At 48.8% G+C, this 23,470-nt stretch carries 23 protein-coding genes and 1 pseudogene; 11 read left to right on the top strand and 13 right to left on the bottom strand.

Annotated features, from left to right (window positions below):
• Positions 1-121: 121 nt before the first annotated feature.
• From glpT to I3X05_RS17915, 3 genes are all read right to left on the bottom strand, one after another.
• Entirely contained in the window at positions 122-1,486 is a 1,365-nt protein-coding gene (glpT, locus tag I3X05_RS17925; protein ID WP_045572125.1) for a glycerol-3-phosphate transporter, read from the bottom strand.
• Positions 1,487-1,834: 348 nt separating this feature from the next.
• Entirely contained in the window at positions 1,835-3,250 is a 1,416-nt protein-coding gene (locus I3X05_RS17920) for a leukocidin family pore-forming toxin (protein ID WP_337971368.1), read from the bottom strand.
• A 1-nt stretch (position 3,251) separates the two neighbouring features.
• On the bottom strand, positions 3,252-3,758 hold the full coding sequence (locus I3X05_RS17915) for a cytolysin secretion protein (protein ID WP_337971367.1): 507 nt from the start codon (positions 3,756-3,758) through the stop codon (positions 3,252-3,254).
• Between the two features lie 588 nt (positions 3,759-4,346).
• Here I3X05_RS17915 and I3X05_RS17910 point away from each other — a divergent pair.
• The 4 genes and pseudogenes from I3X05_RS17910 to I3X05_RS17895 form a co-directional block, all read left to right on the top strand.
• Positions 4,347-4,625: pseudogene (locus I3X05_RS17910) on the top strand (methyl-accepting chemotaxis protein); the annotation flags it as partial.
• Between the two features lie 185 nt (positions 4,626-4,810).
• Positions 4,811-6,700 (top strand): methyl-accepting chemotaxis protein, encoded by a 1,890-nt coding sequence (locus I3X05_RS17905; protein WP_045572129.1) that lies wholly within the window; start codon positions 4,811-4,813, stop codon positions 6,698-6,700.
• A 130-nt stretch (positions 6,701-6,830) separates the two neighbouring features.
• Positions 6,831-7,286, top strand: a complete 456-nt coding sequence (locus tag I3X05_RS17900) for a GNAT family N-acetyltransferase (RefSeq protein WP_337971366.1) — start codon at positions 6,831-6,833, stop codon at positions 7,284-7,286.
• Positions 7,287-7,399: 113 nt separating this feature from the next.
• Positions 7,400-8,305: a dienelactone hydrolase family protein gene (locus I3X05_RS17895; RefSeq protein WP_045572131.1), complete on the top strand. Its 906-nt coding sequence runs from the start codon at positions 7,400-7,402 to the stop codon at positions 8,303-8,305.
• Between the two features lie 66 nt (positions 8,306-8,371).
• Here the strand turns inward: I3X05_RS17895 and I3X05_RS17890 are convergent, their stop codons facing one another.
• The 9 genes from I3X05_RS17890 to I3X05_RS17850 form a co-directional block, all read right to left on the bottom strand.
• Positions 8,372-8,767: a PPC domain-containing DNA-binding protein gene (locus I3X05_RS17890; RefSeq protein ID WP_045572288.1), complete on the bottom strand. Its 396-nt coding sequence runs from the start codon at positions 8,765-8,767 to the stop codon at positions 8,372-8,374.
• A gap of 61 nt (positions 8,768-8,828) precedes the next feature.
• A complete protein-coding gene (locus tag I3X05_RS17885) occupies positions 8,829-9,173 on the bottom strand; it encodes a hypothetical protein (RefSeq protein ID WP_045572132.1) in 345 nt (114 codons plus the stop codon).
• A gap of 48 nt (positions 9,174-9,221) precedes the next feature.
• Positions 9,222-10,115, bottom strand: a complete 894-nt coding sequence (locus I3X05_RS17880; RefSeq protein ID WP_193167818.1) for an amino acid ABC transporter permease — start codon at positions 10,113-10,115, stop codon at positions 9,222-9,224.
• A 3-nt stretch (positions 10,116-10,118) separates the two neighbouring features.
• The gene (locus tag I3X05_RS17875; RefSeq protein WP_337971365.1) at positions 10,119-10,961 is read right to left on the bottom strand and encodes a transporter substrate-binding domain-containing protein; all 843 of its coding nucleotides are present in this window, start codon (positions 10,959-10,961) and stop codon (positions 10,119-10,121) included.
• Positions 10,962-10,981: 20 nt separating this feature from the next.
• Entirely contained in the window at positions 10,982-11,773 is a 792-nt protein-coding gene (locus I3X05_RS17870) for an amino acid ABC transporter permease (protein WP_045572289.1), read from the bottom strand.
• 20 nt (positions 11,774-11,793) lie between these two features.
• Complete coding sequence (locus I3X05_RS17865) at positions 11,794-12,510, bottom strand: amino acid ABC transporter ATP-binding protein (RefSeq protein WP_277914548.1); 717 nt, start codon at positions 12,508-12,510, stop codon at positions 11,794-11,796.
• A 104-nt stretch (positions 12,511-12,614) separates the two neighbouring features.
• Positions 12,615-13,610 (bottom strand): succinylglutamate desuccinylase/aspartoacylase family protein, encoded by a 996-nt coding sequence (locus I3X05_RS17860; RefSeq protein WP_337971364.1) that lies wholly within the window; start codon positions 13,608-13,610, stop codon positions 12,615-12,617.
• A 109-nt stretch (positions 13,611-13,719) separates the two neighbouring features.
• A complete protein-coding gene (ltaE, locus tag I3X05_RS17855) occupies positions 13,720-14,724 on the bottom strand; it encodes a low-specificity L-threonine aldolase (protein WP_045572290.1) in 1,005 nt (334 codons plus the stop codon).
• Positions 14,725-14,781: 57 nt separating this feature from the next.
• A complete protein-coding gene (locus I3X05_RS17850) occupies positions 14,782-15,297 on the bottom strand; it encodes an NUDIX hydrolase (RefSeq protein WP_039461640.1) in 516 nt (171 codons plus the stop codon).
• Positions 15,298-15,576: 279 nt separating this feature from the next.
• Between I3X05_RS17850 and I3X05_RS17845 the strand changes: the two genes are divergently transcribed.
• The 4 genes from I3X05_RS17845 to I3X05_RS17830 all read left to right on the top strand — a co-directional run bounded on the left by I3X05_RS17845 (position 15,577) and on the right by I3X05_RS17830 (position 19,631).
• Positions 15,577-17,244 (top strand): ATPase RavA domain-containing protein, encoded by a 1,668-nt coding sequence (locus I3X05_RS17845; RefSeq protein ID WP_045572138.1) that lies wholly within the window; start codon positions 15,577-15,579, stop codon positions 17,242-17,244.
• Positions 17,245-17,253: 9 nt separating this feature from the next.
• Entirely contained in the window at positions 17,254-18,699 is a 1,446-nt protein-coding gene (gene viaA, locus I3X05_RS17840) for an ATPase RavA stimulator ViaA (RefSeq protein WP_337971363.1), read from the top strand.
• 132 nt (positions 18,700-18,831) lie between these two features.
• Positions 18,832-19,176 carry an MmcQ/YjbR family DNA-binding protein gene (locus I3X05_RS17835; RefSeq protein ID WP_045572140.1) on the top strand — a complete coding sequence of 115 codons (345 nt, stop codon included), beginning with the start codon at positions 18,832-18,834 and terminating at the stop codon, positions 19,174-19,176.
• A gap of 20 nt (positions 19,177-19,196) precedes the next feature.
• Positions 19,197-19,631, top strand: a complete 435-nt coding sequence (locus I3X05_RS17830) for a DUF962 domain-containing protein (protein WP_045572141.1) — start codon at positions 19,197-19,199, stop codon at positions 19,629-19,631.
• A 7-nt stretch (positions 19,632-19,638) separates the two neighbouring features.
• Here I3X05_RS17830 and I3X05_RS17825 read toward each other — a convergent pair whose 3' ends face one another.
• Positions 19,639-20,259 (bottom strand): LysE family translocator, encoded by a 621-nt coding sequence (locus I3X05_RS17825; protein WP_045572142.1) that lies wholly within the window; start codon positions 20,257-20,259, stop codon positions 19,639-19,641.
• A gap of 278 nt (positions 20,260-20,537) precedes the next feature.
• On the opposite strand from I3X05_RS17825, the gene rbsD reads away from it, so the two are divergent.
• The 3 genes from rbsD to rbsC are packed head-to-tail and all read left to right on the top strand — an operon-like array spanning position 20,538 to position 23,467.
• Complete coding sequence (rbsD, locus tag I3X05_RS17820) at positions 20,538-20,957, top strand: D-ribose pyranase (RefSeq protein ID WP_045572143.1); 420 nt, start codon at positions 20,538-20,540, stop codon at positions 20,955-20,957.
• 24 nt (positions 20,958-20,981) lie between these two features.
• Complete coding sequence (gene rbsA / locus I3X05_RS17815; protein ID WP_045572144.1) at positions 20,982-22,487, top strand: ribose ABC transporter ATP-binding protein RbsA; 1,506 nt, start codon at positions 20,982-20,984, stop codon at positions 22,485-22,487.
• On the top strand, positions 22,484-23,467 hold the full coding sequence (gene rbsC / locus I3X05_RS17810) for a ribose ABC transporter permease (protein WP_045572145.1): 984 nt from the start codon (positions 22,484-22,486) through the stop codon (positions 23,465-23,467). Before rbsA ends, rbsC begins: the two co-directional genes overlap by 4 nt.
• The last annotated feature ends 3 nt before the right edge of the window (positions 23,468-23,470 follow it).

The raw sequence follows: 23,470 nt of genomic DNA, 5'->3' as shown, positions 1-23,470 counted from the left end.
GTTTTCACTAAATTTTCGAAGGAGTATCCTGACGTTCGAAAATGTAACTATGATGACACTTTCGCGCAGAAAATAGCCCGTTAGCTTACGGCAGTAAAAAAACGGGCTTGAGGAAGTTTAATTAAGCAACGGCTTCTTTCTGTTTGTTCTTCGCTTCGTGATGAGCGCGTTCGCCCAGCAGTGCGTAAGTCAAACAAACAATGGAGGTGATACAAGAGCCGATCAAGATGATAAAACCACCATCCCAGCCAAAGTGGTCAACGGTGTAACCCAGTACCGCGTTTGCCGCCACTGCGCCGCCCAAGTAGCCAAACAGACCCGTTAGACCTGCAGCAGTACCAGCGGCTTTTTTCGGTGCAAGTTCGAGTGCGTATAGACCAATAAGCATCACAGGGCCATAGATGAGGAAGCCGATAGCCACCAGCGCTGCCATGTCCACACCAGGGTTACCTGCTGGGTTAAACCAGTAAACTAGTACCGCAAGCGTTACCAACACCATAAACAGAATGCCCGCTGGCGCACGACGGCCTTTGAACAGTTTGTCTGAGATCCAACCACACAGCAGGGTACCCGGAATGCCCGCCCACTCGTAGAGGAAGTAAGCCCAAGAAGATTTGTCAACCGTGAACTCTTTGGCTTCTCTCAGGTATACCGGAGCCCAATCGAGTACGCCGTAGCGGATCAAGTAAACGAAGGCGTTCGCAATTGCGATAGACCAAAGCAGTTTGTTGTTAAACACGTACTTAAAGAAGATCTCTTTGGCCGTCATCTCTTTTTCGTGCGAGGTGTCGTAATCGTCTGGGTAGTCGTTTTTGTACTCTTCAATCGGTGGCAGGCCACAAGATTGAGGCGTATCACGCATGGTAATCCAAATAAATACCGCTACCAGTAGAGCGAAGAAGGCAGGTACGTAGAAAGCGGTGCGCCAGTCGTCATTGAACATCCACAAACCGAAGAGGAAGAGTGGGCCTATCAAACCACCACCTACGTTGTGCGCCACGTTCCACACTGAGACAATTTCACCGCGCTCTTTGCGAGACCACCAGTGCACCATGGTTCGGCCACAGGCAGGCCACCCCATACCTTGGAACCAGCCGTTCAAAAACAGCAAGATAAACATGGCGGTAATGCTGCCGGTTGCCCAAGGCATAAAGCCAAAGCAGAACATGACTAAGGCAGACATCACCAAGCCTGCGCTGAGGAAGTAGCGCGGATCAGAACGGTCGGAAACACTACCCATTAAGAATTTAGATAAACCGTAAGCGATGGATACCGCAGCCAGAGCGACACCGAGGTCGCCGCGGCTAAAGCCTTGTTCAATCAGATATGGCATCGCCAGACTGAAGTTTTTACGTACCAGATAGTAGCCAGCATAACCAACAAAAATGCCGATAAACAATTGCCAGCGCAGGCGGGAGTAAGCACTATCGATTTTCTCGCCAGGTAGGCGATTGATATGCGCTTTGGGTGTGAATATACCAAACATGGTAAGCCTCTTTACTTTGTGTTTTGCGATGGTATAGAAACGGCCCCGAACAAAAGAATGTTGAGTAGAGAGCGGGTGGTTTCTTCTAAAGTGCGAACGAGCAAAAACTTTTCGTTCGAAATCGGTCGGATTTTCGTATTGATTGACAAAGTTTTCTGTGAGAAATGTTACATTTCAATTAATAATATTAATAAAACAGGATATTAAGTTGCGAATATGGATGATATCTCTCATTTTCAACGTGTTACAAAATGGCGTTTTGGAACTTTTGTGATTGGTTTTTGAGCAAACGAACGTTCGCTGGTTAGAACTAAAGCGCTCCCGCTGAATGCGAGAGCGCTAGGCTGGTTAAAGTTTGATCTGTTGCAGCGTGGGTTTCCAGCGTGCATGCGTTGCTGAGGATTCAGGGCTGACGCCGACAGTTTGGCCGCTGATGATATCTAGCACGTAGCGAGTGTTGCTGCCATCGACATAACGGCTGATCAGCTTGTCGCCTTCCCAGAACCATTTCTGAGCAAGGTTTGCTCCACATCGCTCAACGGTGAGGCGTTGGTCACTACCAACAGTCAGGCAGCGATCTGGCGCAACACGGCTGCGGTAGCGCTCTTCTTTGTCAAGACCCCAAACTTGATTCCAGTTGCCATGACAACTCCAGCCGTTGACCTCGCCACCGATGGCTTTTTGATCGCCATCTTTACCATACACATCGAGACACAAATCGTTATTGCTCAAAGATTGCAAGGTAACGTGCGCTTCGGCTTCGAACAACGGATGATTCCAGTCTACACGCACTCGTTGTTTAACGGTTGTACTGTTTGAAGAGTACCCCGCAGGGCCATAGACAGAGAACAGCGCCGAAGGTACCACAGTACCAAAACGAGCACGGTAGTTAAGCTTTACCCCAATCTCAAAGTCTGTGGTGCCACTTTCACTGACAGGCGTTTCGTAAAGTACGTCATAGCTGGGTTTAAAGTTAGCGTAGGAGATCGGATTGAACTTGGTTTTGTCAAACACCCATCCGCTACCCCAGTGAGCTGCGGTAAAATAGCAACCCAACTCCTGGCGGCGCAGTTCATCACACTCACCGAACTCGCGTTCAAAGGAGATATCGAAATCGCTTAGCGAAGAACGGTTGTTGATGCGGTAGTCTTTTGTATCGAACACTAAGGTTTTCGAATAGTTATAAGTGAACGAACCACTGACTTCACCACCCACTTTAGGGCCGTCTTTATTGACCTCAGCCCCCACTTTACCATTCACACCAATCGAATAGCCATGCGTGTCGCGGTGCTGGTAGTTTTTGTTCTCATTCTGTGGGAAATCACGTGCCTTTTTCGGTGTATAGCCAGAAACAGGCTTAACCCACAAATCGTAGCTGCTGGCAAACGGACCAATATAGGTGCGACGGTTCGCCCAGCTTTGGAACCAGCTATGCTCTTGCTGCAGCTCGTTCACAAGGTGGATGCCTGTACCGGGTTTGTCTGCATCAACAGTAAAGCGGACAATTTTTGCATCCGGGGTAAAGCCTGCGGCGGTAGCGGATTGCACCGAGCGCATTTGTGCGACGTTAACGCGAACATCAATTGACGCACCAGCATTACACCAATCGCGGGTATTATCAAAATCGCCAGACGTATGCAGGTTACATTTAATTTTTGAGCTGGTGATGTAAATCGGCTTTTCGACAATCGGCACATATTCTTGTGCACTGGCGTTCATCGCCGCGGCGAGTAAAGAAAACGTAAATACAACCGGTGTTTTCATCTTAGTTACCTCCGAAGCCAAAACGATCAAGTGCGTGTTGCACAGAGTGGGTGATGCTGTCTAGTTCTGCGGCGGGGTTATTGAGCGAGTTACCGTTCTCATCGGTCACATCGCTGACAATCGCATTGACTAAGGAATCCCCTTGATAGGTGCCAGTCACGACCACTGGGGCTGAAATGCCCAGTCCGGTGAGCTTTTGGCTCAGTGAGAATTGCGCTTCTTCGCCAGCAATTGTCGTGAGATCGAGCACAACCGTATCACCATTAGCGATGTGCTGTTGAGCGAGGTTGAGTTCATCTTCAGAAGCGCTGCCTGCGTTGACATAAAGCAAATCTTGCTGAGATAAATGGCCACTGTAGAGCGTCACAGGTTGGCGATAGCTTTGTGCGATGGCCTGAGAGATTTCACTTTCACTGCCCAAAATTTGGACATCCGCGAAAGCCTGTGCAGCAAACAAGCTTGAAAGAAGGAGTATTCTTCCTGCTATTTTATTGTTGTTTTTTCGCATAGTTTCCTCATTACGAGTTGGTTTTATTATATTAAACTACCGATCACGAAATAATGTTAATAATCGTAAGGGTATTGGTCCTCATCCTTGAATGTTGAAACGTTCTTATTTCATCAAGTGGCTAATTTTTAACCGCCATGAATGTTAATGGGAAGGCAATAAATTCTTATTCTGGCTTATTTTCACAAAAATAAATAATGTAACCATTTATTGTTGACAAATATTGATTGATGTAATAATGACCTTTGATATCTTTTTAATTATTATAAGTATAATGATAAGTTGTTGTTTTTTATTTGTTCTTTACATTTCAAAATAAGAGATTGCTTAATGAGGTGGTGTTTTATTAGCTTTGCATAGATAATCTAATGCTAATTTATTTCATTCTCTAGATTTAAAATGATTATTCTTTGGTAATTTTATTTTGATTTCCAGTTTTGATTTGTAACATTGGCTAAATTTCGTTTTGCTAAATTAGATATTATTAAAAATGCTCTTTTATATAAAATAAAATGGCCATGATTGAAAATAAACTCGGTCAAAAGCAAAAACGTTTTTGTGTTCAGTGCGCACAAACGAAGCAACGTCTTGCTCGCGCTCAACGCGGCAATTGAAGCCGCGCGTGCTGGTGAGCAAGGCCGAGGTTTTGCGGTGGTGAATTTAATTAGTGATATGGCGACGCAAATTGCGACGGCGGCGGAAGAGCAGACGCACGTTACCAGCGCAATCACCCAGAACATCACCTAAATCAAAGATGTTGCCGATCAACTGGTGGTCAGTTCGCAAGACAGCTCAAGCGAGTCCAACCAATTGAAGCAACAAGCCTCTGAACTTAGTGCCAAAGTGGCGACCTTTAAATTATCCTGAAAGCGATGATGTCGCGATCCACCTCTGAACGGCGCTATTGGGCGCCGTTTGTTTTGAAGCAAGATCACAACCTTACTGCAAAGACAAACAGCTTGGATATAAAGTTAGACGCATAGCCAGAATTTCACAAATTAGATTGATAATCTACGCTTTATAGAATTTCTAATAAGCAATGAGAGCCATCTATGCAATTCAGTTTAAAGAGGAAAATGGTTTCCTCCGTCGTTTTAGCGATTGCGATTACCGCCGCGACACTTCTTTTTGTTGGGTATCAAACCTTTAAAACTCACAGCTGGAAAGCGATTGAAAGTGAAAGCCGCAACACACTCAGTGCTCATGCCAAGGGGATTGCGGACTGGTTTCATGACAAACAGCTCGCCGTTAAAGGTTTGAAAGAGGAAATCGAGCGCAACCCGCAGCTCGATATTGTGCCGCATTTACGTCAAGCGCTTGTCGCGGGGGGATTTGGCCTAAGTTATTACGGGAATGAACAAGGAGAGATGTTTCGTCATGATCCTTCACTGAACAAGGCGGGCTACGATCCCAGAGAACGTGGTTGGTATAAAGAGGCCAAAGCCGCTAATAGTGCTATCACCACTGCGCCTTACGTCAGTGTTACCATGCAAACTCTAGTGGTGACGTTAACCGAACCTGTTCGACACAATGGCAAATTGATCGGCGTTGCCGCTTCAAATTTGGCGCTCAACAAACTGATCAAAGACGTTTTAGCCATTCAGGTACCGGGCAATGGCCGCGCGATTCTTGTTAATCGTAAAGGCAATGTAGTTGCTCATCCGAATAAAGAAGTACTGCTTAAACCAGTAGCCGAAATAGCGCCAGAGCTGAGCATTTCGGATCTGATTCGCGCCGCTGATAGCAATAGTGCGTTATACGTTGATGTTGCAGGGGCTGCCAAAGTGATTATGGCGCAACCGATCGAATACACCGACTGGTTACTCGTGATGGAGATGGATAAGGCAACGTTGGAAGAGCCGTTATCTGACATGCTGCTTAATCAGACGTTAATCGGTATGCTGGTGCTCGTAGTGATGGCACTGGCCACGTCTTGGTTCGTGGCGAAACAGCTGGTCGAACTGGGTCGCGTCAGTGAAGCCTTGGCTGATATCGCCGAAGGCGACGGTGATTTGACTGTTCGTTTGCAAGTGACTAGCCAAGACGAAGTTGGTCAGTTGGCCGAGAAATTCAATAAGTTTGTCGACCGATTGCATGTGATGGTGAAGAACGTGCGCGATGTTTCTGGCGCGCTCAACCTTGGAGCGAATGAAGCGGCGCGCTCAGCCAGTCAACGCAGCGAGAGCATTCGTCATCAGCAGGATGAGATCACCATGGTGGCTACCGCCGTGACGGAAATGGCCTCCGCAACAGCCGAAATTGCAGGTAATGCCGATAACACGGCGAAAAATGCCAACCAATCGGTTGAGTTGAGCCAGCATGGCTTTGAGCAGATGAGAAAGAGCCAGCGCTCGATCAATTCTCTTGCGCAAGAACTTACCAATGCCGTTGATATCATTGGTGAACTGGAAGCGCACGGACAGCAAATTTCGACCATTTTAGCCACAATTAGAGCCATCGCAGAGCAAACGAATTTGTTGGCACTCAACGCGGCGATTGAGGCGGCTCGTGCCGGAGAGCAAGGGCGTGGTTTTGCGGTGGTTGCTGATGAGGTCCGCGTGTTGTCGCAGCGTACCCACGCCTCGACCGAAGAAATCCAAGAAAAAATTCAAGGCTTGCAGCGCGCAACCAGCAGTGCTGTTGCGGTGATGAAGCAAAGCCATGAGCTTGCGGCGACCAGTGTTGAAGACGTTAACCTCACCGGTGAAAGCTTGACGGCGATTGGTGATGCGATTCAAACCATCAGTGATATGGCAACGCAGATCGCTTCGGCCGCAGAAGAACAGTCATTAGTAACGGCCGACATCAACGGCAATACTGAATCAGTTCGAGAGGTGAGTGATCGTTTGGCTGTCGACGCGCTGGATGCGGTTGAGCAAGCAAAACGTCTACACGCTTTGGCTGGCGATCTTGACAAGGAGATATCGCGTTTCAGATTGTAAAGACTAACTCGGCACCTTAGGGTGCCGAGTTGCTTTTATGCAAATCATCACCTGAAATCAGGCTAACTTTGGCACAACAGGATAATTGCGCTATCTTATGCCTCTTGATTTTTCTCCATGAAATACCGACATGAATCTACACATCCGCAATGCAAATAGAGAAGACATTCACGCCATTGCACAGCTCGAACAGCAACTTTTCGCCGAACACGGTTACCCGATTTTTTTCATCCGCCAAGCACTCGATTGTTGGCCTGCTGGCGTGTATGTTGGGCAGGTTAACAGACAGCTTGCTGGTTATGTTTTGATTGCTCCGACGGATCACTCTGCAGATGAAGCGTGGATGCTTTCACTCGCCGTTTCATCGTCCCATCAAGGGCAGGGAATTGCGCGCAAACTGGTGCGTCACGCACTCGCTCACACTGGGCAATATCAAAAAATCAAGCTGACGGTGGCACCAGAAAACGAGCCCGCACTGCGCCTTTATCAATCGGAAGGCTTTCAACTCATTGATAGAGAAAGTAATTACTTTGGAGATGGTGAAGAACGATTGGTGATGTGCTATCAACGCGAGTCAACAGCTTAAGAAAGCGTTAGTTTACTACTGTTTGGGTACGTTATTTTGCAAGTGATATGCCACTTGGTGATTTTCGCCGAGTTAACTATGGTTAATGAACCTAGTGAAAAGAGAGCAAGCAAATGGACAAAAATACGCTGCAACAGGAAGTAGACCAAGCGATTCCGCAAGAAGCGTTCGATTGGTATGACGACTATGCCCACGGCCGAATTGATCGCCGTGAGTTTTTAGGCAAATTAGCCGGTTTGGCAGTCCTTGGTTTTAGTGTCAGCTCTATCACGGCGGCGCTTCTACCCGACTATGCCAGAGCTGAGCAAGTGTCGTTTAACGATCCCGATATCAAAGCGAACTATGTTTCCTTTTCATCGCCGCTGGGGTATGGGGAAGGACGAGGCTATATGGTCACGCCAGCAAAGATCCTTCAGCCGACTCCCACGGTTTTGGTGGTGCATGAAAATCGGGGACTGAATCCTTACATTGAAGATGTCGCTCGGCGTTTGGCCAAAGTGGGTTTTATTGCTTTTGCTCCGGATGCATTAGCGCCGCTGGGTGGCTACCCCGGCAATGATGATCAGGGGCGAGAGATGCAAAAAAGCCTCGACAGAGAGAAAGTGGAGCAAGATTTTATTGCTGCCGCTCAATATCTCAAGTCACATCCAAATAGTAGCGGTAAGCTGGGTGCCGTTGGTTTTTGCTTCGGCGGTTACGTGGTCAATCTGTTGGCAGCGGTGCTGGGTGAAGAATTGAATGCAGGCGTTCCATTTTATGGTACACCCGCGGCTAAGTCTCTGCGCCGGAGCATCAAAGCGCCGCTGATGCTGCACTTTGCCGAGCTGGATAAACGAGTCAATGATACTTGGCCAGATTACGAGGCGGACCTCAAAGCGATCAATGCCAACTATCAAGCGTTTATCTACGCCAATGTTAATCATGGTTTCCACAACGATTCGACCGCACGCTACGCGAAAGAAGAGGCAGAGTTGGCTTGGCAGCGTACGCTTGGCTTCTTTAACCAGCAGCTACGCTAGCCAAGCAGACGAACATCCCCCCGCCTTTGCGTTTTAAAGTGCAAAGTGGGGTGGGTGGCGAGAGTTCTAATCGGCAACCAATTCGCTAAATCCAGTCTGCTCGTCAAATGCTCGCTGAAAGACTAAGTCGGGATAGTGATGAATGATGAGCTCAGCGGTGGTGTCAATCAAACAGCCCTCAAGAAGATGTCCGCCCCAAACGCGGCCCTGTGTGTCAGACACCGCAATATGCACATGCTGGTGATTGGCCGTTAGTGTCCCCATCAACGAAACCAGCTCAAAAGGTGCCTCAAGTGACAACGTTTGCTCAGCGCCCGCAAGGCGGATGTTCAGCGCAGAGAGTGAGCCCACACACGAGGTGATACTGCCCGCACGAATAGAGTGCTTGGTGACTATGTCAGCCAGCGCTTTTTTCAAATCGTCACCGCGCGTAAGGCGAGTGACCAGAATATTGATTGCCATGATTGTCCTGTTAATTTTCAGAAACGCCATAAAGACATTCGTTTTATGGCGTTTTGCAAAGTTAGCTTTTTAGGTTACCACGCTCGATTTGCTGAAGCAGTTCATTGGCTTTTTTCATCGCACTGCGCGCATTATTGGCTTGGCGCTTTTTAAGCAGGATATCTGAAAACTGCAAATACTTGTTGGCAGTTTGAAAGCGCAGCTCAGCGATATCATTGAAGTTAGCGGGTAACTCAGACGCCAGCTTGTCAATTTCTACGACTAAGCGATCAAGATTATTGGTTGTGGAGGCTTTTTCAAGGCGAAGATACAAACCATCAAAATCATTTTTGTACAGCACACGAGCGGCATCCTGCGGATAGTCCAATTCTTCACCATTTTCTCTCGCCACGAGGTAAGCACTCATTAACGGACGAGAGGAGTTTTTCTTAAACCCTGTTTGCTATAAGACGCTCTAACGGCGTAAATACTTTAAGCTGCGCAGTTCAATACGCTTGAACACGGTAGACAAAGAGAAACAAAGCAGCAGATAGCAAAAACCGACAATCAGCCAAATTTCGAAAATAAAACCGGAAGAGTTGGCGACCTCACTGCCCACAAAGGTTAGCTCTTGAATGGAAATCAAAGAGACGATAGAGGTTTCTTTCACCAGCGAGATAGTTTGCCCTGCTAACGCTGGCGTAATGGATGCCAATACTTGTGGACCAATCACAAAACGATACTTGACCCAAGCGGAGAGGCCAAGTGAATCCGCAGCTTCCCACTGACCTTTGGCAATGCTACGCAGTCCTGCGCGAACGATTTCGGCAATGTAAGCCGAAGAGAGCAAACCGAGACACATCACACCGGAGAGCAAGTTTTCCCACAAATTGGCGGGGCCAAACAGCCAAGTTATCGCCGCTGGTGGCGTTGCTGGGTAATTGCGCAAAAGTGTTTCCAAACCAAGTAACGGAATAAGTTGGTTAGAAATAAAGAAGTAGAAAATAAAGACAAACACCAATGGTGGAATATTACGGATTAACTGCACAAACGCATTGGCAGGAACGCGCAGCATCGAACGTTCGCTTGTTCTGGCAATGCCAATCAAGGTGCCCAGTATCAAAGCCAGTAGCATCGACCAACAACTTAGCCTCAACGTGGCAAGCACTCCTTGAAAAAAGTATGGCAAACTGCCATCGGCGCGCGGAGTGAAAATGAGTTCAAGCGCCTCTTGCCAATGCCACTGATAATGAATGCCAACTGAAGAACGGTGGTAGAGCCAAGCCAGCAGGCCAATAATTAAGAGGCTCAGCCCGACATCCAGCGGGCTGAGTTTATAGCGAAAAGGTGGATGCGATTTAACCGTCATAGGTTATTGGCCCGATGCAATCTGATCTTGCCAATCTAACGTCGAGAACCAGTACTCGTAACGTTGTTGCAACCAGCCATCGGCCATGCGCGTTTGGATCCAAGTGTCGAAAAAGGCTTTTTTGTCTTCTTCCCCAAGGCGCACCGCAAACGCTTCATTGCCTTTGGCAAGGCGCTCGCTAAACGGCAGGAACAGTTTATCGCTATGTTTAATGGTTTCGTGTTCAGGTTTTGGGCTGGAGGCAATTACGGCGTGAGCATTACCGTTGATCACTTCTTGGAACGCTTGAGCATCGTCATCAAACTGTAGAATGGTTGCTTTCGGGAAGGTTTCGCGGGCCACTTGCACGGTAAATGCGCCTCGTCTAGCGGCGATGTTCACCCGGCGCGAATTGAATTTTTCCATCGAGGTGAAATCGGCTGCTAGCGTTTTACTGGCTGCAATTTGCACGCCGGAGTGAGAATAGGGCGCAGTAAACAGCACGCTTTTTGAACGCTCTGGGGTGACGGACATACCGCCGATGATGACGTCAAATTTCTTTGCTAAGAGAGCGGGAATGATGCCATCCCAAGCGGTTGGAACAAATTCGACTTTCCAGCCGGAATCAGCCGCTAAGCGCTTGGCGACATCAATTTCAAAGCCAATCAGTTCTCCTTGTTTGTTACGCATTGCCCATGGAACGAAGGTAGACATACCAACACGCAGCGTACCGCGTTGATTGATACTATCGAGGTTGGCAGTTGTACTTTCGCTAGCCAGTGATGGTGTGGTCAGGCTGATCCCGAGTAGGCCAGTGAGAAGCCCTGCAATACTTAAGCGAGCGATTCGGTGTTTAAACAGTTTCATGCTTCTTCCCTTAAATGTGTTTAATGTGAACGCCAGCGAGCACCGAGGCGATGTTCCAGCCAAGCAGAAAGTGCTGACAGACTTAACGTGAGTAACAGATAGATGGCAGCGACACTAAACCAGATCTCAAAGGGCATTGCCGTTTCAGAGACGATATTCCTGCCTTGGGTGGTGAGATCGAAAATGGCCATCACACTGACGATAGACGAGTTTTTGATCAGAGACACCATTTCATTGGTCAACGGTGGGAGAGTTCGTTGCAAAAGTTGCGGTAAGATCACATCGTAGAAAGTAAAGAAGGTCGACAAGCCAAGTGATTTTGCTGCTTCGTATTGCCCTTGCGCAATGCCGTTGAGCCCGCCACGCAAAACCTCAGCAGTATAAGCGCCTTGAAACAGCGCTAGCGCGAGCACGGCGGTTGAAAAGCGATCCAGCCCAATGACTGGGCCAAAAACAAAATAGAGCAGGTAAATTTGCACCAGCAGCGGTGTGTTTCTGACCACTGCGACATAACCAGTGCCAAGGGCTCGGCCGACAATCGAACGTGACTGACGTAGTAGGGCGGTGGTCAGCCCCAGTAACAAGGTGAAAAGAAGGCTGATGGCAGTGAGCTGCAACGTGACCATAAGACCTTGCAGTAGTTCAGCGGCCCACCATTCGCCATCTTCAAAAAAGAGAATGTAGTCAGGAACTCGATGCCACTGCCACTGATAGCCCATTGCTTTGGCTCCTGAATCGAGCAACCAGACCAGTGCGGCAAACATCAGCAGCGCTTGAACCATTGCCAGCAGAATAGGTTTAATTAAGCGCATGGCTTTATTGCTAACCATCGCTACCTCGAACCTAAAATTTGTTGGAGAAATTGTTGCGTACGCGGGTGCTGCGCTGCCGAGAAAAGTTGCTCTGGCGGTGCGATTTCTACTATTTCTCCTTCGTCCATGAACGCCACGCGATGGGCGACTTTGCGTGCAAAGCCCATTTCATGCGTGACACACATCATGGTGATGCCATCATTGGCCAGATCAACCATCACATCCAGCACTTCGTTGATGGTTTCTGGGTCAAGTGCCGATGTTGGCTCGTCAAACAATAAAATCTCGGGTTGCATGCACAGAGAGCGTGCAATCGCCACACGCTGCTGTTGCCCGCCAGAAAGTTGGATTGGGTATTTGTCGGCTTGATCGGCGATTTTTACTCGTTCAAGCAACTGTTCTGCTCTTTGATTGGCTTCATGGCGACTTAATTTCAAGGTTCTCATCGGCGACAGGGTTAAGTTCTGTCTCACTGTCAGGTGAGGAAAGAGATTGAAGTGTTGAAAAACCATGCCGATTTTGCCACGGTTTTGAGGATTTTCCTGCAAATCGGGCAGAATACGGATTTCTCCTGCGTCGATCGATTCTAAGCCATTGACTGTGCGGATCAGCGTCGATTTCCCCGAACCGGATGGGCCGCAAATCACGAGAATTTCCCCTTTGCGCACGGACAGCGAGATTGATTTTAACGCTTGGAATTGACCGTACCACTTGCTGACTTGGCAGAACTCTATCACGCTCATTGGCTATTCTTGATTATTGTTTTGACCATACCTTAGCAAAATCAATAAGCTATTTCATCAGTCGTTTCGCCTCTCAACGTGTTGAGAGGCGAGTGGGCTTAGCGAATCAAACGCACCACTAAAGCGCCCGGCGCGCGCAGGGGTTCAAGGTTGTGGCTTAGAACCGTCGCGGCGACAGGCGCGGTGTAGCGAGCCATTTCTTCACCAAAGCTGTCGTACTGAAGAGCCAGCAATTGGCCCGGGGAAACGGCTTGTAGCAGCTCAACCTGCGGAATGACAAAGCCGCCCACCTCGGCGCGCAGTGAGATAATCTCTTTGCCTTGCACGCAAGATATCGGCGTTGAGGGGACGCCGTCTTTGATCTTCAAGTGCGTCAGAATGTTATTGATTCCCGTGGCTGTACGTTCAACAAGGTCAAATTGCGTGTATCGCCCCATGCCCACTTCAACCGTAATGCAGGGGACACCGTGTTGATTCCAGACCGTTTCTAACACGCCCGCATCTCCCGGGTCATCGAGAATGGCATCTGGGTTTAACCAGCGAGCCATATCAAGCGAAGCTTGCAGGCGAAAATCGGCAAAAACATAAAGAGGATACGCTGCGCCGCTGGTTTGTGTGTGCAGATCGATGGCCAATTGTGCGTTGGGCTTTAACAGTTTTTGCCACAAGGTATCGAGGTAGCGGTTGGCTTCATTCCCTTTGGCATTGCCGGGAAAGTGACGGTTGAGATTGACGGCCGACGTGTCTGGATCGGCGGAATGAAAATCGCGACTGTGATTGAGCAAACCACTTAAGTTGATGGTGGGGACGATAGTCACGACGCCAGCTAAGCTCTGCCCGACCAGATCACGCGCCACTTTTTGTGCGCTGAGTACGCCGTTGTATTCATCGCCATGAACGCCAGCAGTGATGAGCAATTTTTTGCCCGGTTTCTCACCTTTAAAGACCAGCACAGGCAGATGTTGCCACTGAGATAAAGCGTTGCTGGCAACGCGAAACCAGAATTTGTGCTCGCCGCTGGGTAAATCATCGACATCCAAAGCGTCAATCACACGTAGACCTTGGAGAGAATCAGCTAAGAATTGTGTGGCCATTGCAGTGGAGACTCCAAATGACGGTTAAACAAAATGCTCTGAGTAAAATGGGCAGAGCATCGTCAGTGACGCGCTCTGCCATAAAAATCACAATGCTCTGCCATGAAAATCATAAATAGGAGCGTAATACGCTGAGCAACCGATCGATGTCTTCGCGACGGATGTCCTTATGAGTGACAAAGCGGATTGGATTTCCAGGAGACACGATGATCTGCTCTTGCTTTAGCTTTTGCGCTATGGTTGCGATATCGACGCTATCATCGAGTTTGGCAAACACAATATTGGTTTGCACCCATTGCGGATTCACATCAAACCCGGGCAGTGTCGCAAGCCCTTGTGCCAGCGCTTTCGCGTTGTCGTGGTCTGTTTTGAGTTGGCTCACTTGCTCGGTCAGTGCCAATTTACCTGCGGCGGCTAAAATGCCCGCTTGGCGCATACCGCCGCCAACCATTTTGCGCAAACGACGCGCCTTAGTGATATACTCTTTGCTTCCCAAAAGCAAAGAACCGACAGGCGCGGCGAGCCCTTTAGACAGGCAGATGGTCATGGAATCGAAATACTGAGCGATTTCACGCACTGGAACATCCAGCGCTACGGCGGCATTGTAGACACGCGCCCCATCAAGATGCATCTTCAGCCCATGTTTGTTGGTAAAAGCGCGCGCTTGTTGAAGATAGCTTAGTGGTAACACTTTACCGTTGATGGTGTTTTCTAAGCTAAGCAGCTTGGTACGGGCGAAATGGCTGTCATCGGGCTTAATCGCAGCGGCGAGTTTATCAAAAGGCAATGTGCCATCTGGATTGTTCTCAATCGGCTGCGGCTGAATCGAGCCTAACACCGCCGCGCCGCCCGCTTCGTAACGATAGTTGTGCGCTTGTTGGCCACACAAGTATTCGTCACCACGTTCACAGTGAGACATCAAGCCGAGTAAGTTTGCCTGAGTGCCCGAAGTGGTGAAAAGCGCCGCTTCAAAACCCGTTTCGCTCGCGGCAAACGCTTCTAACTCATTGACGGTTGGATCATCGCCGTAGACATCATCGCCAACCATCGCGTTGGCCATGGCCTCACGCATCGCCGGGGTAGGCTGAGTGACGGTATCGGAGCGAAAATCAATTTTATTACTAGCCATCATTTCTCCTGACTTTACTGTTTTATTGGTGACTTTTTCTCTTTAGAGATAACCGCACAGTTTGGCTTTACTCAAACAAGCAATGGTTTTGCCATCGCTGATGCTGCCGTCAATAATTTTCTCTTCTAATTGCGAGACTGGCATAGTGACGACTTGAATCACTTCATCGTCATCACATTGATAGCGATTGGTTAGGCGCAGCTGCTTTGCCACATACAGATATTGGATCTCATCGCAAAATCCAGCCAGCGGCGTGACTTGACCCAGTGAGTAAAAGCACTCTGCACTGTAACCTGTTTCTTCCTCTAACTCTCGTTGAGCACAGGTGAGTGGATCTTCATTGGCCTCTTTGGTGCCCGCCGGAAGTTCCAACAGCCATTTTTTTAACGAAGGGCGATACTGATTGATCAGCACAATTTCGCCTGATGCTGTGACGGGTAAAATGACCGCTGCGCCGGGATGTTGGATGGTGGTATGGCAGACAGATTTGCCGTTAGGTAGGGCAACATTTTCTTCAACCAGGGCGATGTTTTTCCATTTATGTATGATTTTTCTCATGTCAAAACGACTTTCCTAGTTAATAGATTTGTAAAAAAAACTCAGCAGACAAGATACGCACTAACCAAGCCAAAAAAAAGCAGTAATTGTGCAAACGCTGCTTTATCGATTGCGCAATCAGTGATTTGCGCCCCATAAATGCAATCTTTGTTTACCCGTTGTCAAGCGAAAGCGACTTCTGATATAAGGACTCCTCCGCACAAAATACACTTGTAACAAAGTGATAACAAATGTATAAAAGTACGTGTAACCATATCGATCTGAATCAGGAGTAACGTAATGATTCGCCCCTCTTTTGCGTCAAACGCAGACAAAGCGTTACTTTCCGAAAGAATTAACAAACTGTCCTTAGCGCTGGCTGATGGCGTCTATGAACGTGAATACACCATCAAACTTTGTCTGTTGGCCGCTTTGGCTGGCGAAAGCGTGTTTCTTCTTGGCCCTCCAGGTATTGCTAAGAGCTTGATTGCAAAGCGCCTTATCCAAGCATTTGACAACAGCAGCTATTTTGAATACCTGATGACGCGTTTTTCCACGCCAGAAGAAGTGTTTGGTCCGCTCAGCATTCAAGAGCTGAAAGACAATGGCCGTTATGTGCGCTTAACCCAAGGCTATCTACCGACGGCGCAAGTAGTTTTTCTAGACGAAATTTGGAAAGCAGGACCAGCGATCCTAAACACGCTCCTTACCGTGGTGAACGAAAAGACCTTTAAAAATGGCAGCGATATCGAGCGTGTGCCGATGCGTCTGCTGATTTCTGCGTCTAACGAATTACCGGATGAAGATAGTGGCCTCGAAGCCTTGTACGATCGAATGTTGGTACGTGTCTTCGTCAACCGAATTCAGAACAAGCAAAATTTCAAATCGATGCTGACGGTCGGTACGCCAGAAGAAGCGCGCGTTCCTGAAGGTTTGGCGATCACCGATGGAGAGTATCATCAGTGGCAGCAGGCGCTCGAGTCACTCAAACTCAACGATAAAGTGTTTGAAAAGCTCTATCAGCTCAAATCGATGCTGGAAGAGAAAGTGGAAGCCCAAGGCTACGATGCGGCTGACATGGATCTCTATGTCTCTGACCGTCGCTGGAAAAAGGCGGTGCGCCTTCTCAAAGCGAGTGCCTTTTTCAATGGTCGTGATGAGATCAATCCACTGGATCTGCTGTTACTGCAAGACTGCTTGTGGAATAGTCCTGACTCTCGTGACGTGGTCACTTCTGTCATCCAAGAATTTGCCCTTAACCACGCGTTTGATCAAAAGAACGTACAGCACCAAATCGACCATTGTCGCGAAGAGCTGGCGGACATTCAGCAGGAGCTGGAAGAGCAGTACGGCATAGTGTTGTCGATGGAATCCTCGGCGGGTCTTTTGCGTAAAGGGAAAGAAGTACACCATTTTGATACTTCAGAAGCGCGCATTTACAGCGTTGGGCCAACGCGCAATTTGGTCAAACTGGTGCTACTGCAAAGCAACATGTCAGTCTCTGAATCTGAACGAGGCGATAGCCGATGGGTGTATGTGCAAAAAGATGAGTTGGATCGCTTGATCAAAGAAGGTCATGGCGACCTCTATGGTTTTGTTAATCAAAATACCAATTTGTGCCGCCTTAAGTTCGACCTTGATGCCTCGAACAACCTAGTCGTTCGTGATATTGCCAACCGCGCGGTGCTGGTCAGTTTGGTGACGAAAGAGGGGCTTAATCAAGAACACTACCAAAAGTGGGTAGAAAAATGTGACAGCGCTTTTAGCAAACTCACGGAGGCTGAACACCACTTACGTAAAGCGCGCAGCGATTTTCATGGTGCCTTGCCGCACAACTTCATTGATCCGGAACTGCCTCGTTTAATGGAAGCAACGCTGCAACAGGTCAATCACACGCTGGAAACCACCAAAAGCGAGAGTGAGAAAACCATGTTCCGCATTAAGCATCTCAACGAGTACTTTTCGTAAGGAGCCGCCATGCTGGGAGCCGATAGCCTTAACCTCGCGTTAATGATTGCAGACTCAGGCATTGTTGAGTCTGCGGTGAATGATTTAATGGCCCGTTCGCAACTCATGGTGATGGCGGAAAACCAAGGTGTAAAATCTTCGGTAAAAAACCATCTGCTTCAATGGCGCGGTAGCGTTAAACGGCGTATTACCAAAGTGTGTGAAACCGAGCGCTTCCAGCAAGAGTTTTCGCTCTATCAAAGCGTCATTCACCTTAGCGAGCGCGAGTTTTTCGAGCAGATCGATGAGGTAGTGAAAAAACTGGAGTGGCATTCCGCGTTTTACATGCAGGCGCGTAGGTTGCTGGAGAAAAACAAAGGGGTGTTTAACCCCATGTTTCCACACTACTTCTGCGATCAGTGGTATCAGAGTTTAAGCGACGCGGTCAAACAAGCGCAGGTGACTGAGCTGGAAGCGAACAAAGAGAAAATGCTCGCCGACATGTATCAGCGCATGGAAACCATGAAAAGCATGGACAAAGTGACCGACGGTGGAGATGAAGGCAGCGTTGGTCGTCTGTGGGATATGGCGGCGGCTAAGCTGAGCAAAACGGACGTTTCCGTAATGAAACGCTACGCCGAGTTTCTAAAAAAGAACAAAGGCTTGCAAGAGATAGCCGAGCAGCTTGGCCGCATGGCGAATGAGGTGGATGATCCGGATCTCTACCGTACACCAGCGGAAGAGCTGCAGATGGTGGAAGAGAAAAGCGATGAAGCCACCGATGACATTGTCGGCATTCACGAGAGTGATGATCTTAATAAACTGCTGCCGAATGAAACCATGTTTCTCGCCTATCCGGAGCTGGAAGTGGTGTTTTACAAGCATTTGGCCGATAAACGTTTAATGAACTATCGAGTCAAAGGCAAATCGCGCACCCTGCGTAAAGTAAAAGCGCATAAACCAGATAACCAGCAAGTTGAAATCGAAAAAGGGCCGTTTGTTATTTGTGTTGACGCATCGGGCTCGATGAGTGGTTTTCCAGAGCAAAGCGCTAAAGCGATGGCGTATGCGCTGATGCAGATTGCGTTAGCAGAAGAGCGAGACTGTTATGTGATCTTATTCTCCACCGAGCAGATCACCTATGAGCTGACTCGCCAAGATGGCTTGCGTGAAGCGGCGGACTTCCTTACTTATACCTTTCATGGCGGCACCGCGTTTGAGCCCGTGTTGCTTAAATCGATTGAGCTGATGAGTGGTGAGAAGTATCGCAACGCGGATCTGGTGGTGTTGTCTGATTTTATCGCGCCGAGACAGTCGGAAGAGATGTTGGCGAAGGTCGAGCAGCTTAAGTTGCAACAAAACCGTTTTCACGCGGTAAGTCTGTCCAAATATGGCAACCCTGAGTTGATGTCGATGTTTGATCACTGTTGGACTTACCACCCGAGCTTGGTCGGTCGCTTAATGAAAAAATGGTAACGAGAAAAACGAAAGAGAGCCGTGAGCTCTCTTTTTTTATGTGTCGCTTCACAACAAGGCATTTCTAATGCTTAACTTATCATTAATCAGTGGCATCTTATGATGCACCGGATTCCATAGTTGGTGAGAGCGATGACGATCAACGAGTTACAGCAATACCTAGACACCTTCAACTGCGCGCAAAGTGATTTTCCTTTTGGCCCGGACGCTCTGGTTTATAAGGTTAAAGAGAAAATGTTTGCTATTTTGGCCACGCGTGAAGGAAAAGAGTACGTCACGCTCAAAGCGAAACCTGAAGATGGCGAAGTGCTCTGTGCACAATTTAGCGCCATCACGCCAGGCTATCACACCAACAAGCGCCACTGGATTACAGTCTATTTTGCTGGCGATGTCGAGGATGGCTTGATCGAAGATTTGTGTCAGCGCTCTTATGACTTAGTGGTGGCCAAACTGCCCAAATCACAGCGGCCACTTTAGCGCAATTAGGAAGGGAAACGATGCGTACCTTGACTCAGTGGCTTGACGCTTACGGGCAAAGCCATCAACACCCGATCAATCAGCGTATCCACACCATCGCAGTGCCGGGGATTTTTTTCTCTGTGGTGGCGCTGATCTGGTCCATTCCCCCCATTACTTTGTCTGGCATGACACTCAATTGGGTCTGGCTCGCTGCCTTACCCGTGTGGGTGTTTTATTTTCGCCTTTCACTGAGCGTCTTCTTGCTGATGCTCGGTTATACCTTGTCTTGCATCGCGCTGGCTTGGAGCTTAGCGCTTTTGCAACTGCCCGTTTTTACTATCGCCCTGGCGCTGTTTGTCTGCTTGTGGCTGTTGCAGTTCATCGGCCATAAAATTGAAGGTAAAAAGCCGTCCTTTTTTGAAGACGTGCAGTTTCTCCTCATCGGGCCGATCTGGGTGTTCAGAAAGCGCTAATGGCTCCTTAGCTAAAGAACAACCAGATGCCGACGCCGACCATCAAGCTGCCTGCAATTCGGTTGAGCGTCCGCACATTTTGTGACTTGCCAAGAATGCGTTTTAGCCCCTTACCGCCGGTGGCGTAGAGCGTCATGCAGACAAACTCCGAGATAAGAATAATGCCGACTAACAGCATTAGTTGTGGGGTAAGTGGCGCCGATTGATCGATAAAAGGCGGTAACAGCGAAATCATAAACGCCCAACCTTTGGGGTTCGCAATGGCGGTGATAAAGCCTTGCATCACCAAATTCCAGTTACCACCGACCGTGACGGGGCTACCATCGCCTGATAATGCTAGCTTGCCTTTCGAGCGCCACATCTGTACGCCAAGGTAGATCAAATAGAGCGCGCCTAGCACTTTGAAACTGACAAACAGCATCGGGTAGTTGAGCATGATAGCCGCAATACCAATCACCGCCGACACCGAGACCAACGCCACTCCGGCGAGTTCACCGATCATCATCCATAATGTGCGTTTGTAGCCAATACTCATGCCCAAGCTCAGCGCCAGCGTCATGCACATGCCGGGCGTAATCGAGACAAAGAAGAAGGTTGGAACAAAAGCAGAGAGCAATGCAAGGTTCATAGGGCTAAGGTTTCCTGAAACAAAACGTGACGAGAAAGATCATTTGTTAACAATTTGCTCGACATAGAATACTGGTTTCGTGAATTTTGTCGAAATCTATTTGTGATCGATTGCGCTGTTTTTTTACCACGAGCCAAACTTTGCAAGATCGCTATCACAGATTGAGTGGGGAGCAATAGCAAATTATACCGCGCGATATACTATCTCATCGAAACGTTTCGATGATGATTTTCCGACGAGGATGACTCGGATTTTTCCAACGTACCGAGAGACGCACAATGAAAAAAAGTACCCTGATAAACTCTGACCTTTCTTACCTAGTGGCCACTTTGGGACACACCGATGAGATCACCATTTGTGATGCGGGTTTACCCATTCCCGATCAAGTGACGCGCATTGATTTGGCGCTGACCCATGGCGTCCCCAGTTTTATTGAAACGGTTGGCGTTTTCTTGTCAGAATCACAGATTGAAGGGGTGGTAATGGCGGAGGAGTTTGCTCAAGTTAGCCCAGAGCTTCATCAGGCGCTGCTTGTTCAATTGCAGCAAGAGCAAGAACGCACTGGCAAGAGCATCGCCATTTCCTATGTGTCTCATCAAGAGTTTAAGCAACGTACTCAGCAAAGCAAAGCGGTGGTGAGAACGGGCGAATGTACGCCTTATGCAAACGTCATTTTTCAGGCCGGCGTGGTTTTTTAAGCGGCGAGAACGTGAGGGCAAAGTATGAGCGAGGCGATACTGCAACTGAACAACATTGAGAAAGCATTTCCGGGCGTTAAAGCGCTGGATAAAGCGTCACTCAATGTCTATCCCGGCAGAGTGATGGCGCTGATGGGGGAAAATGGTGCGGGCAAGTCCACCTTAATGAAAGTGCTGACGGGGATTTACCACAAAGACGCTGGCAGCATCCTCTATCAAGGTCGTGAAACCACATTTAAAGGTCCGCGAGATTCCCAGCAAGCCGGTATCAGCATTATTCACCAAGAATTGAATCTGATCCCGCAATTGACTATCGCGGAAAACATCTTTCTTGGCCGTGAAATAACCACCAAATTTGGCCGCATTGACTGGGCCAAAATGTACCAGATGGCAGATAAACTGCTGGCCCGCTTGAAAGTGAAGCACAGCGCGAAAACGCTACTCGGTGAACTGAGTTTGGGCGAGCAGCAGATGGTGGAAATCGCCAAGGCGCTCTCGTTTGAGTCGCGCGTCATCATCATGGATGAGCCAACCGACGCTTTGACGGACACGGAAACGCAAGCCTTGTTTAGTGTGATCAACGAACTGCGCGATCAAGGCTGCGGCATCGTCTATATCTCTCACCGTCTCAAAGAGATCTTCGAGATCTGCGACGACATTACCGTGCTGCGCGACGGAAAATTCATTGCTCAATGTGCTGTGGCGGAGACAGATGAAGAGGGGCTGATCGAGATGATGGTTGGCCGTAAGCTAGAAGAGCAGTACCCACGCATTGAAGTCAAACATGGCGAGACCTGTTTGCAAGTAGCGGGGCTCACAGGCTCTGGTGTGCATGATGTCAGCTTTAGCCTAAAACGTGGAGAGATCCTCGGCATTTCCGGTTTGATGGGCGCAGGGCGCACCGAACTGATGAAGGTGATTTACGGTGCGCTGCCGAGTGAGCGCGGGGTGATAAACCTTGACCAGAAAACCATTAATCCGGTGAGCCCGCAAGATGGCTTAGCTAACGGCATCGCCTACATTTCCGAGGATCGCAAAGGCGATGGCTTGGTGTTGGGGCTGTCGGTGAAAGAGAATATGACACTCTGCGCGCTGGATAAACTGAGCAAAGGGATGCAAATCCAGCATGGCGATGAAGTGACGGCGGTGGATGACTTTATCCAGCTATTCAATATCAAAACGCCAAGCCGCGAACAGATTATTGGCAACCTATCGGGTGGGAATCAGCAAAAAGTGGCGATTGCCAAAGGGTTGATGACGCGGCCTAAAGTACTGATCCTCGATGAGCCGACACGTGGTGTGGATGTCGGGGCAAAAAAAGAAATTTATCAATTAATCAATAAGTTTAAGGCCGAGGGGATGAGCATCATTTTGGTGTCGTCGGAAATGCCTGAGGTGCTTGGCATGAGTGATCGCATCTTAGTTATGCACGAAGGACGCATCACCGGTGAGTTTGATGCAAAAGACGCGAATCAGGAAAAACTGATGGCGTGTGCAGTCGGTAAAACGCTATCTGAGGAAGCAGCATGAACAGTAAAACCATGAGTAAGCCGAGCAACACAGGCGGCAAAAAACTGCTGAGTAAAGAGTGGTTGATTGAACAGAAATCGCTGATTGCGTTGCTGTTTTTGATCGTTGTTGTCTCTTTTTTGAATCCAAACTTTTTCACCCTCGACAACATTTTGAACATTCTGCGCCAGACATCCGTTAACGCGATTATTGCGGTGGGCATGACGCTGGTGATTCTCACCGCGGGGATCGATTTGAGTGTCGGCTCGGTGTTGGCGTTGTGCGGCGCTTTTGCGGCCAGCTTGGTCGCAATGGAAGTGTCGGTGCTTATTGCCGTTCCCACTGCTTTGGTTGCTGGCGCTGCGTTGGGCGCGATCAGCGGCATCATTATCGCCAAAGGCAAAGTACAGGCATTTATCGCCACGCTGGTGACCATGACGCTGCTGCGTGGTGTGACCATGGTTTATACCGACGGCCGTCCTATTTCAACCGGCTTTAGTGATGCTTCTGATGCGTTTGCTTGGTTCGGTACAGGCTATGCGTTAGGCATTCCGGTGCCAGTCTGGTTAATGGTGGTGGTGTTTGCCGCGGCTTGGTATTTGCTTAATCACACCCGTTTTGGTCGCTATGTCTACGCCTTGGGGGGCAATGAATCGGCAACTCGCCTCTCGGGTATCAATGTTGATCGCGTCAAGATTGGTGTGTACGCCATCTGTGGTCTGTTGGCCGCGCTGGCTGGCATCATCGTCACGTCGCGTCTCTCGTCCGCACAGCCTACCGCGGGTATGGGGTACGAGTTGGACGCGATTGCGGCCGTGGTACTCGGTGGAACCAGCTTAATGGGCGGCAAAGGGCGCATTATGGGCACCTTGATTGGCGCACTGATCATCGGCTTCTTAAATAACGCACTGAATCTATTGGATGTTTCCTCTTACTACCAGATGATTGCAAAAGCAGCGGTGATCCTGCTGGCCGTCATGGTGGACAACAAGAATAAGTAACCA

Origin of the sequence: Vibrio navarrensis, from assembly GCF_015767675.1 — a bacterium.
GTDB lineage: Bacteria > Pseudomonadota > Gammaproteobacteria > Enterobacterales > Vibrionaceae > Vibrio.
This window is presented reverse-complemented; position numbering and strand designations above follow the sequence as displayed.